Source organism: Kosakonia sacchari SP1, assembly GCF_000300455.3.
Classification (GTDB): domain Bacteria; phylum Pseudomonadota; class Gammaproteobacteria; order Enterobacterales; family Enterobacteriaceae; genus Kosakonia; species Kosakonia sacchari.
On the sequence record NZ_CP007215.2, the window covers coordinates 118,837 to 134,962 of the forward strand.

Sequence of the window (16,126 nt, forward strand, 5' to 3'; positions counted from 1 at the left end):
TTATCCTTCCGCGTCCAGCAACAGCGCGTTCAGCTCTTCCAGCACGCGCTGCGGAGTAATGTCGATCAAACTCTGATGATAGCCTTCGGCTGCGTCGCCTTTGCGCACTTTGTGGTAGCCGGAAATCAGGCGGATCACGCGGGCTTTGTGCGACAGCGGCGGGGTGAAATCCGGGCTGCTTGGCCCGTAAAGCGCCACCAGCGGGCGGTTAAGCGCGGCAGCGACATGCATCAAACCGGAATCATTGGTCACCACCGCTTTACAGGCGGCAATCAGCACAACGGCTTGCTCCAGTTGCGTTTCACCGGCCAGATTGCGGCACCAGGCTTGCTGCTCTGTGCTCAGCGAAGCCAGAATCTCGTTGCCCGCTTCGTGATCTTTTGCCGAACCAAACAGCAACACCTGGTAGCCTTCGTCAATCAGTTGCTTTGCCAGCTCTGCGTAATGGTAGTGCGGCCAGCGTTTGGCCGGGCCGAACTCTGCGCCTGGGCAAAAACCAATCAGCGGGCGTTCTGCAGAAATAGCAAACGCCTCGCAAACTTGTAATTTTTCGCTGTCGTTAACCTGCAACTGCGGCCACAGCAGCGGCTGGGGCAGATCCTGTGCCGAGCGCATCACACCTTTGTCATAGGCCAGCGCCACATAGCGCTCCACCATTAACGGCCAGGCTTGTTTATCCAGTACGCGAGCGTCATTGAGCAGACCGTAACGCATTTCACCGCGCCAGCCGGTACGGTGCGGCACGTTGGCAAAGAACGGTACCAGAGCGGATTTAAACGAATTAGGCAGCACGTAGGCACGGTCATAACGGCGCTCGCGCAGGCTGTGGCCCAGCTTACGGCGCGCGCCAATTTCCAGCGCACCGTGGCCGAGCGGCATCGGGATCGCTTCGTTGACTTCCGGCATGCGTGACAAAAGTGGACGGCACCACGCGGGTGCCATCACATCGATTATCGCCTGGGGAAAGCGCGCTTTAAGCGTGCGGTAAAGACTCTGCGACATCATCATGTCGCCGACCCAGGACGGGCCAATGACCAAAATTTTCATACTTACGCGTCGCGGTTCAGCCAGGCCATATACTCGGTTACGCCTTCGGCGACAGTTTTAAACGGTTTGTCGTAACCTGCCGCACGCAGGTTGGTCAGATCCGCCTGGGTAAACGCCTGGTAGCGGCCTTTCAGTTTGTCCGGGAACGGAATGTATTCGATGCTGCCTTTTTTGTGAAAAGCCAGCGTCGCATCGGCCACAGCCTGGAAAGATTCTGCGCGACCGGTGCCCAGGTTGTAGATACCGGAAACGCCGTTTTCCCAGAACCACAGGTTCACTGCCGCAACATCGCCCACGTAGACGAAATCGCGTTTGAAGTTTTCGCTACCTTCGAACAGTTTCGGGCTTTCGCCGTTGTTCAACTGGGTATTGAGGTGGAAAGCCACGCTCGCCATGCTGCCTTTGTGCCCTTCGCGCGGACCATACACGTTGAAGTAGCGGAAGCCGACGATCGGTGAGTTCGCTTCCGGCAGGATGCCGCGCACATACTCGTCGAACAGCATTTTTGAGTAGCCGTAAACGTTAAGCGGCTTTTCGTATTCGCGGGATTCGATAAAGTCCGAAGTACGGCCACCGTAAGTCGCGGCAGAAGACGCGTACAGGAACGGGATTTCGCGCTCCAGGCAGTAGTGCAGCAGCTCTTTGGAGTACTGATAGTTGTTATCCATCATGTACTTGCCATCCCACTCAGTGGTGGATGAACACGCACCTTCGTGGAATACGGCTTCAATATCACCGAACTCTTCACCAGACATAATCTGGATCAGGAAATCTTCTTTATCCATGTAGTCGGCAATGTGCAGGTCGACCAGATTGACGAATTTGGTGCCGTCTTTCAGGTTGTCCACCACCAGAATATCGGTGATGCCTTTATCATTCAGGGCCTTAACGATGTTGCTGCCGATAAAACCCGCGCCGCCGGTCACGATGATCATAACTGTACCTTTGAAAAGTGGAGCGTTGAGACGATCTCAGACACTAATGTCTCTTATCATATCATCACATTGACGACCCTTCAGCCATTCACCCAGTGAACGATATGGCTATGCGTGATTTATGCTACAAAATGAAGAATGGATGCTGTGTCATCTCGTATCACCGTATACCTTTCGGTAATATGTGCCGAAATTTGCCCTGTCTGGAGAATTGCGATGCGTGGGGATTTTTATAAACAGTTAACGAACGACCTGGAAACCGCGCGTGCGGAAGGGTTGTTTAAAGAAGAACGCATTATTACGTCGGCCCAGCAGGCTGATATCACCGTGGCCAATGGTGACCATGTCATTAACTTCTGCGCCAATAACTATCTTGGCCTTGCCAACCACCCTGATTTGATTGCTGCCGCGAAAGCCGGTATGGACAGTCACGGTTTCGGTATGGCCTCAGTGCGCTTTATCTGCGGCACGCAGGACAGCCACAAAGCGCTGGAGAAGAAGCTGGCCGACTTCCTCGGTATGGAAGATTCCATTCTTTACTCCTCCTGCTTCGATGCGAACGGCGGCCTGTTTGAAACGCTGCTCGGCGCGGAAGACGCCATCATTTCCGATGCGCTGAACCATGCTTCCATCATCGACGGTGTACGTTTGTGTAAAGCGAAGCGCTACCGCTATGCCAACAACGATATGCAGGAGTTGGAAGCCCGCCTGAAAGAGGCGCGTGAAGCGGGGGCGCGTCATGTGCTGATTGCGACTGACGGCGTGTTTTCCATGGATGGCGTGATCGCTAACCTGCAAGGCGTGTGCGATCTGGCGGATAAATATGACGCGCTGGTGATGGTCGATGATTCTCACGCGGTCGGTTTTGTTGGCGCGAATGGTCGCGGTACACATGAATATTGCGACGTGATGGGGCGCGTGGACATCATCACCGGCACGCTGGGCAAAGCGCTTGGCGGTGCGTCCGGCGGTTACACCGCGGCGCGTAAAGAGGTGGTGGAGTGGCTGCGTCAGCGTTCCCGCCCGTATCTTTTCTCCAACTCACTGGCGCCAGCCATTGTTGCTGCGTCTATTAAAGTGCTGGAAATGCTGGAATCCGGCGCTGAGCTGCGCAATCGCCTGTGGGCAAATGCCCGTCTGTTCCGCGAAAGAATGACCGCCGCAGGTTTCACATTGGCAGGTGCAGACCACGCCATTATCCCGGTGATGCTGGGTGATGCGGTAGTGGCGCAGAACTTCGCACGCGAACTGCAAAAAGAGGGGATCTATGTCACCGGTTTCTTCTTCCCGGTGGTACCGAAAGGTCAGGCGCGTATCCGCACACAAATGTCTGCGGCGCATACGCCTGAACAAATTGAGCGTGCGGTTGCTGCCTTTACCCGCATTGGTAAACAACTGGGTGTGATTGCCTGAGGGCGTGAGATGAAAGCGTTATCCAAACTGAAAGCGGAAGAAGGCATCTGGATGACCGACGTACCGGAGCCGGACGTTGGTCATAACGATCTGCTGATTAAAATTCGCAAAACCGCGATTTGCGGCACTGACGTGCATATCTACAACTGGGACGACTGGTCACAAAAAACCATTCCTGTGCCGATGGTGGTCGGGCATGAATATGTCGGCGAAGTGGTGGGCATCGGCCAGGAAGTGAAAGGCTTTAAAATTGGCGATCGCGTTTCCGGCGAAGGCCACATTACCTGCGGCCACTGCCGTAACTGCCGTGCCGGGCGTACGCACCTGTGCCGTAACACCACGGGTGTGGGCGTCAACCGTCCTGGGTGTTTTGCTGAATACCTGGTGATCCCGGCGTTCAACGCTTTCAAAATCCCCGACAATATTTCTGATGATTTGGCGTCGATTTTCGATCCGTTTGGTAACGCGGTGCACACGGCGCTCTCCTTTGATTTAGTCGGCGAAGATGTGCTGGTCTCCGGCGCAGGCCCGATTGGGATTATGGCGGCGGCGGTGGCAAAACACGTTGGCGCACGCCATGTAGTGATCACCGATGTGAATGAGTACCGCCTCGATCTGGCGCGCAAAATGGGTGTGACCCGCGCGGTTAACGTCGCCAAAGAGAATCTGGCGGATGTGATGGCAGACCTGGGCATGACCGAAGGGTTCGACGTGGGTCTGGAGATGTCCGGCGCGCCACCTGCGTTCCGTACGATGCTCGACACCATGAACCACGGTGGCCGTATTGCGATGCTGGGGATTCCGTCATCCGATATGTCTATCGACTGGACTAAAGTCATCTTCAAGGGGCTGTTTATCAAAGGGATTTACGGCCGTGAGATGTTTGAAACCTGGTATAAGATGGCGGCGTTAATCCAGTCTGGTCTGGATCTTTCCCCGATCATTACCCACCGTTTCAGCATTGATGAGTTTCAGCAGGGCTTCGACGCGATGCGCTCAGGACAGTCCGGCAAAGTGATTCTGCGCTGGGATTAATGACGAAAAAGGCGCCAGTGGGCGCCTTTTTAATGCTTAAGGGTGGGTTGTTTTCCACCCTTGCCACTGATTCTGCATATAACGCACCAGCGTGCTTTCACCCACACTTTCACCGATTACGCTAAAGAAGCGGCTGGCATACACCGGTTCCGGTTTGCGCTTCGCTTTACACAGTTTTACGCCGCGGAACGGATTACGCGGTGGCTGAACAGTGCCACCCGGCGGCGTGGCGTTGGGCGTTGAGGTATCTGTCTGCGGTTCATTGAGCAGGTTGCTTGGGCGCACCAGCGTAATATCGGCAGGCAGGCTGGAGAGTGCTTGCTGTAATACGCGAACGGTAGCGGGGTGTGGATGACCAATCGCAATGGCGGACCCGTTGCGGCGCGCTAACTGTACGGCGCGGTCAAACTGACGGCGGATATCGCCTTCGTTTTGCGTATCGTCGAGGAACACCTTACGCTTAATGACTTTCACTCCGGTGCCGGAAGCGGCGCGCAGTGCCTGGCTATTGCCGATGGTCATGCTATCAAGGAAATAGAGGTTATAGCGCTCGAGCGCCTGCATCACTTTCTGCATGCCAAACAGGCTTGACGTCATGGCGCTGCCCATATGATTATTCAGCCCGACTGCATATGGCACTTTGTTGACGGCGTCGCTGATGATGCGCTCTATCTCTGCGCTACTCATTTCCGGGCGCAGCGTGTCTTTTTCCAGCGGCTGTTTACTCAAAGGTGCCATTGGAAGATGGATCAACACTTCATGGCCACTGTTGTGCGCTTTGGTCGCCATTTCCCGCGCATGCGTTGCATTGGGCAGCACCGCGACGGAAACCGCCTGCGGCATGGCCAGCACCTGATTTTCAGTTTGTGGACGGTAGCCGAAATCGTCGATCACGATGGCCAGTTTCCCGGCGAATACCGGAGCGGAAAACGCCAGCACACTGGCGAGCGTCAAAACAATACGACGAAATTGAAGCAAACCTTATCTTCCCAACCACGGTTGTGGATTGACCGCCTGACCCTGACGGCGAATTTCGAAATAGAGTGAAGGCCGGCCCTGACCGCCACTGCTCCCTACGAGGGCTATCGGCTGACCGGCGCGAACCTGGGTGCCTACGCTTACCAGCGCGCTCTGGTTGTAACCGTAAAGACTCATGTCGCCCTTGCCGTGTTCAACCACCACCACTAGGCCATAGCCTTGCAGCCAGTCGGCGAGGATCACGCGCCCGTCGGCGATAGCTTTCACTTCGCTGCCTTCCGACGCGCCGATAACAATCCCTTTCCAACGTAGCTCACCCTGCAGTTGTTCGCCATAACGATGCAGCAACGGGCCGCGAACCGGCCAGACGGCCTGACCTGACGGCGAACCTAAACCGCCGGTGCGGGACATCAGCGAGCGTTCGCTCTCGGTAGGTTTATAGGTGGTGCCTTTACGGCTGGCTTCATTCTGGCGGTCACGCACGGCTTGCGCTTCGCGGGCTTCACGTTCGGCACGGGCTTTGGCTGCCGCTTCCGCGCGGGCGAGGCGATCGCGCAACCGGGATTCGTTGGCGCGCATTTCACTGAGCTGTTGCTGGCCTTCCTGAATGGAGGATTCCAGACCAGAAAGGGTTTTCTGCCGCTCACTGCGTGCTTGTTCAAGTTTGGCCTGCTGCGCTTTTTGCTCATACAGCAGCGTTTGTTGCTGGCTCTGCTTCTCTTCCAGCTCAGATTTTTGCGTGGCGACTTCTTCGCGCGTCTGCTTCAACTGAGCGATGGTTTCCTGGCGCGCCTGGTTGAGATAACCAAAGTAGGCCTGCAAACGCTGGCCGCGCTGGCTCTCTTCACCGCTTAGAATCAGCTGGATCCCAGTATGTGGCCCCTGGCGGAACGCCGCATCAAGCTGCGCCGCGAGGTTGTGTTCCTGCGTGGTGCGCTGACGTTCCAGTTTGGCAATCGAGGCGTTCATCTCGGCGATCTGCTTATTGAGCTGAGCGAGGGTGTTTTGCGTTTCCCGCAGTTGGCGAGTGGCGGCAGAGATGGCTTCTTCCTGTGCCTTTAACTGGGCAAGAAGGCCCGCGCGTTGCTGTTGTTGCTGGCGTACCGCACGCTCTTTTTCAGCGATATCGGCCTGAATCGATTTGAGCTGATCGCGGTCATCCGCATGGGCGGAAACGGCGCACAGCAATGCGCCAGCGCTGAGTGCGCTGGCGCAAAGAAAGGGTCGGATCCCGACCCATGTAATTGAAAAAATCGCCTTTCCCCTCATGGGGAGCGATTATTCCACGATGAACAGCGGCTTACCAGTCATCTCTTGCGGGATTTCCATGCCCATCAGCGTCAGCATTGTCGGCGCGATGTCGGAAAGTTTACCGCCGGAAACGGCTTTCAGCGCTTTGTCGCCGACATAGATCAGCGGCACCGGCAGGTTGGTATGCGCAGTGTGCGCCTGACCGGTTGACGGGTCACGCATCTGTTCCGCGTTACCGTGGTCGGCGGTGATCAGCATCTGGCCACCGACGGATTCCACCGCTTTGCTCACCTCGGCAACGCAATGATCCAGCGCTTCAACAGCGGCGACAGCGGCTTCAAATACGCCGGTATGACCGACCATATCGCCGTTCGGGTAGTTACAAATAATGGTGTCGTATTTACCGCTGGTGATCGCACCCACCAGTTTCTCGGTCAGCTCTGCGGAGCTCATTTCCGGTTGCAGATCGTAAGTCGCCACTTTCGGCGAGTTGATCAGAATGCGGTCTTCGCCCGGGAACGGCTCTTCTACGCCGCCGTTAAAGAAGAAGGTGACGTGGGCATATTTTTCCGTTTCGGAAATACGCAACTGGGTTTTGTTGTGTTTTGCCATCCACTCACCGAGCGTATTCGCCAGAGAGGCCGGTGGATAGGCGACGGCGGTTTTGATGTCGGCGGCATATTCGGTCAGCATGACGAAATCGCCAAGCTTAACCACTTTCTTACGCGCGAAACCGTCGAAGTCTGCGTTAACGAATGCGCGGGTAATTTCGCGTGCGCGATCGGCGCGGAAGTTCATGAAAATCAGTGCGTCGCCATCTTCCATTGCCGCATCGGGCTGTCCTGCGGCGCGGATGACCGTCGCTTTTACAAACTCGTCATTTTCATCGCGAGCGTAAGCCGCTTGCAGACCCGCAACGGCGCTATCAAAGGTGAATTCGCCTTTGGCCTCGGTCATCAGGTTGTAAGCTTGTTCCACGCGCTCCCAGCGGTTGTCGCGATCCATGGCGAAATAACGGCCAATAATGCTCGCAACACGCCCTTTACCCAGTGCGGCGAACTTGTCTTCGAATTTTTTCAGTGAAGATTCTGCGCTGCGCGGCGGTGTGTCGCGACCATCGAGGAAAGCGTGCAGATAGATTTTTTCCGCGCCGCGTTCCGCAGCCAGCTCCACCATCGCCAGAATGTGGTCTTCATGGCTGTGCACGCCGCCTGCGGAGAGCAGCCCCATAATGTGCACCGCTTTGCCAGCGGCAACCGCTTTGTCTACCGCACCGGCTAGCACCGAGTTGCTAAAGAACGTGCGTTCTTTGATCTCTTTATCCAGGCGAGTCAGATCCTGGTAAACAATACGCCCTGCGCCCAGGTTGACGTGGCCGACTTCGGAGTTGCCCATCTGGCGATCCGGCAGGCCGACTTCGAGACCTGACGCGTCAATCAGCGTATGCGGGCGGGTTGCCCACAGTTTGTCCATTACAGGGGTTTTGGCGTTGAAAATAGCGTTATCCTGCTGGTCTTCACGGTAGCCGTAGCCATCCAGAATCACCAGTACCATAGGTTTTTTAGAAACCGACATTGCGACAACCTCATGCTCAGAAGACAAAAAAATTTGCGTAATTTTACTACAGCTGAATCGATAAAATAGCCGCAGAAGATCAAAGAAAGCGGCTGACCAGCCCCTTGTTTGCGCCGCGAGTCTTTAATTTTTTCTGTAACACTCCGCAGAAAATGCATTCCGTCATGCTCGCTGGCTGTATTTGCCACACTGCGCAGGTATACTCCTTGCTGGTTTTTAATCACTAAGTCCGGAGTTGTAACCCCAGATGCAAGAAATTATGCAATTTATTGGCCGCAACCCAATCCTGTGTATCGCCTGGATTGCGTTATTCGGTGCTGTGCTGTTTACCACTTTCAAGGGCATTGCGTCTAAAGTGAAAGTGATTTCTCGCGGCGAAGCTACGCGCCTCATTAATAAAGAAGATGCCGTGGTAGTGGACTTACGTCAGCGTGATGATTTCCGTAAAGGTCACATCGCAGGCGCGGTGAATTTGCTGCCAAACGAGATCAAAGCCAATAATGTAGGTGAGCTTGAAAAACACAAAAGCGCGCCGATTATCGTTGTTGATGGTACCGGCATGCAGGCCCAGACCCCGGCGAACGAGCTGGTGAAAGCCGGTTTCGAGAAGGTCTTTGTGCTGAAAGACGGTATCTCTGGCTGGATGGGCGAAAACCTGCCGTTAGTTCGCGGTAAATAATTTACCCACGGGTAAACATCGGAGAAGAGATATGGCCAATATTGAGATCTACACGAAAGCGACTTGCCCGTTTTGCCACCGCGCAAAAGCGTTGCTGAAAAGCAAAGGTGTCGCGTTTGCTGAGCTGCCGATCGACGGCGACATGGTAAAACGTGAAGAGATGATTCAACGTAGTGGCCGTACGACGGTTCCGCAGATTTTTATTGATGCGCAGCACATTGGCGGCTGCGACGATTTATATGCGCTGGACGCGCGTGGCGGGCTGGATCCGCTGTTGCGTTAATGCTTTTAGAGCACTACAACACTTAAGGGTTATTCACTCATGTCTGAACAAAACAACACCGAAATGACTTTCCAGATTCAGCGTATCTACACGAAAGATATCTCTTTCGAAGCGCCGAATGCGCCACACATCTTCCAGAAAGAGTGGCAGCCGGAAGTGAAACTGGATCTCGACACTGCCTCCACTCAGCTGGCGGAAGGTGTTTATGAAGTGGTTCTGCGCGTTACCGTGACCGCTTCCCTGGGCGAAGAAACTGGCTTCCTGTGCGAAGTACAGCAGGGCGGTATCTTCTCTATCGACGGTATCGAAGGAACGCAGATGGCGCACTGCCTGGGTGCATACTGCCCGAACATTCTGTTCCCGTATGCCCGCGAGTGCATCACCAGCCTGGTTTCCCGCGGTACTTTCCCGCAACTGAACCTTGCGCCAGTGAACTTTGATGCGTTGTTCATGAACTACCTGCAACAGCAGACTGGCGAAGGTGCCGAACAACATCAGGATGCCTGATGAACGCACTTAATGCTGCAATGACTGTGATCGGTGCCGGCTCTTACGGCACCGCTCTTGCCATCACGCTGGCAAGAAATGGCCACCCGGTTGTGCTGTGGGGCCATGACCCAAAACATATCGCGACCCTGCAACACGACCGTTGCAACGCCGCGTTCCTCCCCGATGTGCCTTTCCCCGATACGCTGCAATTAGAGAGCGATCTTGCCCGCGCGCTTTCCGCCAGCCGTAATATCCTGGTGGTGGTGCCAAGCCACGTCTTTGGCGATGTGCTGGCACAAATCAAGCCGCTCATGCGCGATGATGCGCGTATCGTCTGGGCGACAAAAGGGCTGGAAGCCGAAACCGGGCGTCTGCTTGAAGAGGTGGCGCGTGAAGTGTTAGGTCCGGATATTCCGCTGGCGGTGATTTCCGGCCCGACCTTTGCCAAAGAGCTGGCGGCGGGTTTGCCAACGGCGATCTCCCTCGCTTCTGCTGATCCCCAGTTCGCCGAAGATTTACAGCAGCTCCTTCACTGCGGCAAAAGTTTTCGTGTCTACAGCAACCCGGATTTCATCGGCGTGCAACTGGGCGGCGCGGTGAAAAACGTCATTGCGATTGGCGCGGGCATGTCCGACGGCATTGGCTTTGGGGCCAATGCGCGTACGGCGCTGATCACCCGTGGTTTGACTGAAATGTCACGTCTCGGTGCCGCGCTGGGCGCCGATCCTGCCACCTTTATGGGCATGGCGGGTTTAGGCGATTTAGTGCTGACTTGTACCGACAACCAGTCGCGCAACCGCCGTTTTGGCATGATGCTTGGCCAGGGCATGGACGTGCAAAGCGCCCAGGACAAGATTGGCCAGGTGGTTGAAGGTTACCGCAATACCAAAGAAGTGCGCGCGCTGGCGCATCGGTTTGGCGTCGAAATGCCAATAACCGAGGAAATTTATCAGGTATTGTATTGCGGAAAAAATGCACGCGAGGCAGCATTGACCCTATTAGGTCGTGCCCGCAAGGAAGAGCACTAACCCCTTAGTCGCAGGGACTCTTTTTGAACTCACGATAAGGCTGGCGCAGACCAGCCTGTCGTCTTATCACGTCTGGAGTAAGCAATGCCGTGTGAAGAACTGGATCTGGTCTGGAAAAATATCAAAGCCGAAGCCCGGGCACTGGCGGAGTGCGAGCCAATGTTGGCCAGTTTTTACCACGCGACATTACTCAAGCATGAAAACCTGGGCAGCGCGCTGAGCTATATGCTGGCGAACAAACTTGCCTCGCCGATTATGCCCGCGATCGCCATTCGTGAAGTTGTCGAAGAAGCCTACGCCGCGGACCCGGAAATGATCGCCTCCGCCGCCTGTGATATTCAGGCCGTACGCACGCGCGACCCGGCGGTGGATAAATACTCAACGCCGCTGCTCTATCTGAAAGGTTTCCACGCGCTACAGGCATACCGCATTGGGCACTGGTTGTGGACGCAGGGGCGCGAGGCGCTGGCGATTTTCCTGCAAAATCAGGTGTCGGTCAGTTTCCAGGTGGATATTCACCCGGCGGCGCGAATTGGCCGCGGGATAATGCTCGACCACGCCACCGGCATCGTGGTGGGCGAAACGGCAGTTATTGAAGATGACGTGTCGATTCTGCAATCGGTCACGCTCGGCGGGACCGGCAAAACCAGCGGCGATCGCCATCCGAAAATCCGCGAAGGGGTGATGATTGGCGCCGGTGCCAAAATTCTCGGCAACATCGAAGTGGGTCGCGGCGCGAAGATTGGCGCGGGTTCGGTGGTCTTGCAACCGGTGCCGCCGCATACCACGGCTGCAGGCGTTCCGGCGCGCATTGTCGGTAAGCCAGAAAGCGATAAACCGTCAATGGATATGGATCAGCATTTCAACGGGATAAATCACGGGTTCGAGTACGGCGACGGGATTTAATTGCCTGGTTATTTTGCTCGCCAGTCTGAGTCAGGGCTGCGAGCAAGACGCGACAGCGTGTTGAGCACCAGCTGGAGGCGCGAAGCGAATAATCCTTCTGGATTTTGTGTTCGCGCCGGTTTACCGCGCTGCTCGTTTCGCCAGTAGCGTAGAAAAATAAATGCGTCCGTCATGGCAGGCATCGTTATCCGCAGGGCGGATTAACGTGTCACCGTCATCCGTCTATTCCCCTTCAGCTACGCAGCACCGCGCCCGGGTAACCGAGCTGGCGCCAGGCTTCATACACCACCACCGACACCGCATTCGACAGGTTCATGCTGCGGCTGTCCGGCATCATCGGAATGCGGATTTTTTGCTCCGGCGGCAGCACGTCAAGGATAGCCGCTGGCAGGCCGCGCGTTTCCGGGCCAAACATCAAATAATCCCCATCCTGGTAGCTCACCGCGCTGTGTGCTGGCGTGCCTTTGGTGGTGAGAGCAAATAAGCGTTGCGGCTGTTCGGCGTCGACAAAGGCGGCGTAATCATGATGGCGTTTTACCGCAGCAAACTCATGGTAATCCAGCCCTGCGCGACGCAGACGCTTGTCGTCCCAGGTGAAGCCCATCGGTTCAATGATATGCAGACGAAAACCGGTATTGGCGCACAAACGGATGATATTCCCGGTGTTTGGCGGGATTTCAGGTTCGAATAAAACGATGTTTAACATACTGCCCCCTTAATAGCGGGGGCAGAATAGCACTCTCTAGGCGGCGTCGCCATGCGACAACGGTGCCAGCGCGGCAGGTAACTGGTTCAGCCCCTGGACCAGCGAATCTTTGCTGATGTCGCGAATCGATTTCGCACTGGTCAGCGTCATCGCCACGCGCATCTCTTTCTCAATCAGATCGAGCAAATTCGCCACACCCTGGCGGCCATGCGTCGCCAGCGCATACAGATACGCGCGGCCCAGCAGGACGGAATCTGCGCCAAGCGCCAGCATGCGCACTACATCCAGCCCGTTACGGATGCCGCTGTCAGCCAGGATCGTGATATCGCCTTTCACCGCATCGGCAATCGCCGGAAGCGCGCGGGCAGAAGAGAGCACACCGTCGAGCTGGCGGCCACCGTGGTTAGAAACCACAATGCCGTCTGCGCCAAAGCGCACCGCGTCGCGGGCATCTTCCGGGTCGAGGATCCCTTTGATCACCATCGGGCCATCCCAGAATTCGCGGATCCACTCCAGGTCTTTCCACGAAATCGACGGATCGAAGTTCTTCGCCAGCCAGCCAATGTAATCCTCCAGCCCGGTCGGTTTGCCGAGATAGGCGGAGATATTCCCTAGATCGTGCGGGCGGCCATTAACGCCGACATTCCACGCCCACTGCGGATGCAGCACCGATTGCAGGTAACGGCGCAGCGCCGCATTCGGGCCGCTCATACCGGAGTGGGCATCGCGGTAGCGCGCGCCAGGTGTTGGCATATCCACGGTGAATACCAGCGTGGAGCAGCCGGCGGCTTTCGCCCGCTCCAGCGCGTTACGCATAAAGCCGCGATCGCGCAGCACATATAACTGGAACCACATCGGGCGCTTAATCGTCGGCGCGACCTCTTCAATCGGGCAGACGGAAACTGTCGAGAGCGTAAACGGAATGCCTTTCGCATCTGCCGCGCCCGCCGCCTGCACTTCACCGCGCCGGGCGTACATGCCGCACAAGCCAACCGGGGCCAGCGCCACCGGCATCGATAACTTTTCATTAAACAATGTGGTTTCGAGGCTCAGTTCAGACATGTCTTTCAGCACCCGCTGGCGCAGCGCCACCTGGGACAGGTCTTCAACGTTGCGGCGCAGGGTGTATTCGGCATACGCGCCGCCATCGATATAGTGAAACAAGAACGGCGGCAAAATGCGTTTAGCCGCCGCGCGATAGTCGCTGGCTGCTGAAATAATCATGCTTTTTTCTCCCTGGGGTGAGTGTGCTGCTCGTCGGGCAGGCGGGTGATGCGTGCCTGGCGAGCCTGATCTTCATCGAATTTGCGAATCGTGGTATGCACGAAACCGAGGTGCGCCATCATCGCCTGGCGCGCGCCATCGGCGTCTCCGGCAAGAATGGCGTTCATCACCGCCTGGTGCTGTTCGGTCAGTTGTGAAAAAACGGGGGGAACGAGATACATGCGCTGGCGGCTCTGTTTTACCGAGGATTGCAGCAGGTCGAAGAACCCGCGCATGGTTTGCAATAACACCACGTTATGCGAGGCCTCAGCGATGGCGAGATGGAAACGCACATCGGCCTGCGAAGCGAGATCCGGATCGTCGGATTGTGTGGCCTCAAAGCACAGCACAATTTTCTCTTTATCGGCCTCGGTGGCGCGCATCGCCGCGTGCCAGGCGGTGCTGGCTTCAATGGCGTGGCGCGCTTCAAGAATATCGAAACTGTAATCCGGGTCATCATGCAGCAGCGTTTTCAGCGGCTGGACGATGTTTTGCTCCGACCAGTCATCATGCTGCCAGCGCACAAACGTACCGCCGCCGCGACGGCTGAGCAGCACGCCTTCGCTAACCAGTTTCGATAACGCTTCACGCAACGAGTTGCGCGACACGCCAAGCTGTACGGCAAGCTGGCGTTCTGCGGGCAGTTTCATGCCCGCTTCCAGTTGTTGTTCGGCAATCAGCGCCCGCACACGATCGGCAACCTCGTCTGTCAGGCGTCTGGGTAACACTTTCATGGGATCATCCAGGTCAGTACATAGGCCTGAAGTGTCGTGATCACCCCCACCATGCAGGTGAAAATCAGGCTGTGTTTAACAGTAAAACGGAACAGGTCGGATTCTTTACCCACCAGCCCCACCGCCGCACAGGCAATGGCGATCGACTGCGGCGAAATCATCTTGCCGGTAACGCCGCCGGTGGTATTCGCCGCCACCATCAGCACATCCGACACGCCAATTTGCTGCGCCGCCGTGGCTTGCAGCGCGGCGAACAGCGCATTGGATGAGGTATCTGAACCGGTCAGGAAAACCCCCAGCCAGCCGAGAAATGGCGAGAAAAACGGGAAGGCGCTACCGGTATGCGCCAGTGCCAGCGCCAGCGTGGATGACAGCCCGGAATAGTTAGAGATAAAGGCGAACGCCAGCACCATACCAATCGAGTAAATCGGCAGCGCCAGATCACGCAGCGTGCTGGTAAACGTCGTGACGGCATCCTTCGGCTTCATGCGCAGCCAGATAATCGACAAAATGGCGGCGAACAGAATGGCGGTGCCGGTGGCGGAGAACCAGTCAAATTTATACACCGCAGCATAAGGCGTAGCGGCGCTAACCACTGGCGGCATCCGCGCGACCAGCTTGTCGAGGTGTGGTACAGAAATGGTGAATACCCAGTCATACAGCGCACCGCCAGGGGCAAACAGCGCCTTAAACGGCGGCACGCTCCACAGCGTCACGGTAGTGGTCAAAAACAGAAATGGCGACCAGGCGCGCAGGATCTGCCCGCCGCTGTATTGGGTACGTTTCAAATCGAGATCGACCTGCGATGCGCCCATATCGCCGAAGCGGAAGATGCGCACCGGACGCCAGCGCTTGAGGAACAACGTCAGGCAGACCAGCGAAACCAGCGACGAGATGATGTCCGGCAGTTCCGGGCCGATAAAGTTGGAACTCAGATACTGGGCGATAGCAAACGAGCCGCCCGCGACAATCACCGCCGGCCAGGTCTCTTTTATGCCGCGCCAGCCATCCATAATCGCCATGATCCAGAACAGCACGATAATGGTCAGGAACGGTAACTGGCGGCCAACCATCTGGCCGATTTCAAAGCTGTCCAGCCCGGTAACCTGCCCGGCCACCAGAATTGGAATGCCCATTGCGCCAAAGGCGACCGGCGCGGTGTTAACGATCAGACACAGGCCCGCAGCATACAGCGGGTTAAAACCTAAACCCACCAGCAACGCGGCGGTAATGGCGACCGGCGCGCCAAATCCGGCAGCCCCTTCCAGAAACGCGCCGAAAGAGAAGCCGACAATCAACATTTGCAGACGCTGGTCTGGGGTAATCGACAAAATCGAAGAGCGAATGATGTCGAACTGCCCGGTTTTGACCGAGATTTTGTAGACAAAAACGGCGGCGATAATGATCCACGCAATCGGCCACAATCCGTAGAAAAAACCATAAAACACCGAGGCCAGCGCGTGATCGAGCGGCATACGGTAAAACAGCAGCGCCACGCCAAGGGCGATAACGACAGTCCAACTGGCAGCGACATAGCCTTTCAGTTTGAGCTTTATCAGCGCAAAAAAGAAAAACAGGATCGGTAGCGAGGCAATTAAGCTGGAAAGCCAAAGGTTGCCAGCCGGGTCGTAATTCTGTTGCCAGAGATTCATGCAGGTCTCCTGAGAACCACAACAAAACCGGCGAGCGGCAAGTCTGCGCTTAGCTCTGCGTCACATGTTTTGTAAAAGTGGTCCTGCCAGTTGGGTTGTGTAGGGGTTGTGATAACGAATGGTTATCCAGATGTTGCCGACAAGCAATATAT

At 56.2% G+C, this 16,126-nt stretch carries 16 protein-coding genes; 7 read left to right on the top strand and 9 right to left on the bottom strand.

The genetic code is table 11. From position 1 onward, the window contains the following. Positions 1-1,047 carry an ADP-heptose--LPS heptosyltransferase RfaF gene (rfaF, locus tag C813_RS23575; protein ID WP_017458184.1) on the bottom strand — a complete coding sequence of 349 codons (1,047 nt, stop codon included), beginning with the start codon at positions 1,045-1,047 and terminating at the stop codon, positions 1-3. Between the two features lie 2 nt (positions 1,048-1,049). Then, positions 1,050-1,982: an ADP-glyceromanno-heptose 6-epimerase gene (gene rfaD, locus C813_RS23580; protein WP_017458185.1), complete on the bottom strand. Its 933-nt coding sequence runs from the start codon at positions 1,980-1,982 to the stop codon at positions 1,050-1,052. A 216-nt stretch (positions 1,983-2,198) separates the two neighbouring features. On the opposite strand from rfaD, the gene kbl reads away from it, so the two are divergent. Together kbl and tdh are read left to right on the top strand one after the other, a co-directional pair. Beyond that, positions 2,199-3,395, top strand: a complete 1,197-nt coding sequence (gene kbl, locus C813_RS23585; RefSeq protein ID WP_017458186.1) for a glycine C-acetyltransferase — start codon at positions 2,199-2,201, stop codon at positions 3,393-3,395. Between the two features lie 9 nt (positions 3,396-3,404). Next, positions 3,405-4,430 (top strand): L-threonine 3-dehydrogenase, encoded by a 1,026-nt coding sequence (tdh, locus tag C813_RS23590; protein WP_017458187.1) that lies wholly within the window; start codon positions 3,405-3,407, stop codon positions 4,428-4,430. A gap of 36 nt (positions 4,431-4,466) precedes the next feature. Here the strand turns inward: tdh and C813_RS23595 are convergent, their stop codons facing one another. From C813_RS23595 to gpmM, 3 genes are read right to left on the bottom strand one after another with little or no spacing between them, the layout of a single operon-like run. Beyond that, positions 4,467-5,408 carry a divergent polysaccharide deacetylase family protein gene (locus tag C813_RS23595; RefSeq protein WP_017458188.1) on the bottom strand — a complete coding sequence of 314 codons (942 nt, stop codon included), beginning with the start codon at positions 5,406-5,408 and terminating at the stop codon, positions 4,467-4,469. A gap of 3 nt (positions 5,409-5,411) precedes the next feature. Beyond that, positions 5,412-6,677, bottom strand: a complete 1,266-nt coding sequence (gene envC / locus C813_RS23600) for a murein hydrolase activator EnvC (RefSeq protein WP_017458189.1) — start codon at positions 6,675-6,677, stop codon at positions 5,412-5,414. A 9-nt stretch (positions 6,678-6,686) separates the two neighbouring features. Beyond that, positions 6,687-8,234: a 2,3-bisphosphoglycerate-independent phosphoglycerate mutase gene (gpmM, locus tag C813_RS23605; RefSeq protein WP_017458190.1), complete on the bottom strand. Its 1,548-nt coding sequence runs from the start codon at positions 8,232-8,234 to the stop codon at positions 6,687-6,689. A gap of 247 nt (positions 8,235-8,481) precedes the next feature. Here gpmM and C813_RS23610 point away from each other — a divergent pair, with 247 nt between their 5' ends. From C813_RS23610 to cysE, 5 genes are all read left to right on the top strand, one after another. Then, positions 8,482-8,913, top strand: a complete 432-nt coding sequence (locus C813_RS23610) for a rhodanese-like domain-containing protein (protein ID WP_017458191.1) — start codon at positions 8,482-8,484, stop codon at positions 8,911-8,913. Positions 8,914-8,944: 31 nt separating this feature from the next. Further along, on the top strand, positions 8,945-9,196 hold the full coding sequence (grxC, locus tag C813_RS23615) for a glutaredoxin 3 (protein ID WP_017458192.1): 252 nt from the start codon (positions 8,945-8,947) through the stop codon (positions 9,194-9,196). A 39-nt stretch (positions 9,197-9,235) separates the two neighbouring features. Further along, positions 9,236-9,703 carry a protein-export chaperone SecB gene (gene secB, locus C813_RS23620; RefSeq protein ID WP_017458193.1) on the top strand — a complete coding sequence of 156 codons (468 nt, stop codon included), beginning with the start codon at positions 9,236-9,238 and terminating at the stop codon, positions 9,701-9,703. Beyond that, positions 9,703-10,713 (top strand): NAD(P)H-dependent glycerol-3-phosphate dehydrogenase, encoded by a 1,011-nt coding sequence (gpsA, locus tag C813_RS23625; protein ID WP_017458194.1) that lies wholly within the window; start codon positions 9,703-9,705, stop codon positions 10,711-10,713. Before secB ends, gpsA begins: the two co-directional genes overlap by 1 nt. Positions 10,714-10,797: 84 nt before the next feature. Next, a complete protein-coding gene (cysE, locus tag C813_RS23630) occupies positions 10,798-11,619 on the top strand; it encodes a serine O-acetyltransferase (RefSeq protein ID WP_017458195.1) in 822 nt (273 codons plus the stop codon). A gap of 232 nt (positions 11,620-11,851) precedes the next feature. On the opposite strand, the gene trmL is transcribed toward cysE, so the two are convergent. Genes trmL through lldP form a run of 4 tightly spaced genes read right to left on the bottom strand, consistent with a single transcriptional unit; the run spans position 11,852 to position 15,974 of the window. Beyond that, positions 11,852-12,325: a tRNA (uridine(34)/cytosine(34)/5-carboxymethylaminomethyluridine(34)-2'-O)-methyltransferase TrmL gene (gene trmL, locus C813_RS23635; RefSeq protein ID WP_017458196.1), complete on the bottom strand. Its 474-nt coding sequence runs from the start codon at positions 12,323-12,325 to the stop codon at positions 11,852-11,854. A gap of 36 nt (positions 12,326-12,361) precedes the next feature. Further along, positions 12,362-13,549 (bottom strand): FMN-dependent L-lactate dehydrogenase LldD, encoded by a 1,188-nt coding sequence (gene lldD, locus C813_RS23640; RefSeq protein ID WP_017458197.1) that lies wholly within the window; start codon positions 13,547-13,549, stop codon positions 12,362-12,364. Then, positions 13,546-14,322, bottom strand: a complete 777-nt coding sequence (gene lldR / locus C813_RS23645; protein ID WP_017458198.1) for a transcriptional regulator LldR — start codon at positions 14,320-14,322, stop codon at positions 13,546-13,548. The genes lldD and lldR overlap by 4 nt, the downstream gene beginning before the upstream one ends. Beyond that, positions 14,319-15,974 (bottom strand): L-lactate permease, encoded by a 1,656-nt coding sequence (lldP, locus tag C813_RS23650; protein ID WP_017458199.1) that lies wholly within the window; start codon positions 15,972-15,974, stop codon positions 14,319-14,321. Before lldP ends, lldR begins: the two co-directional genes overlap by 4 nt. Positions 15,975-16,126 lie beyond the last annotated feature (152 nt).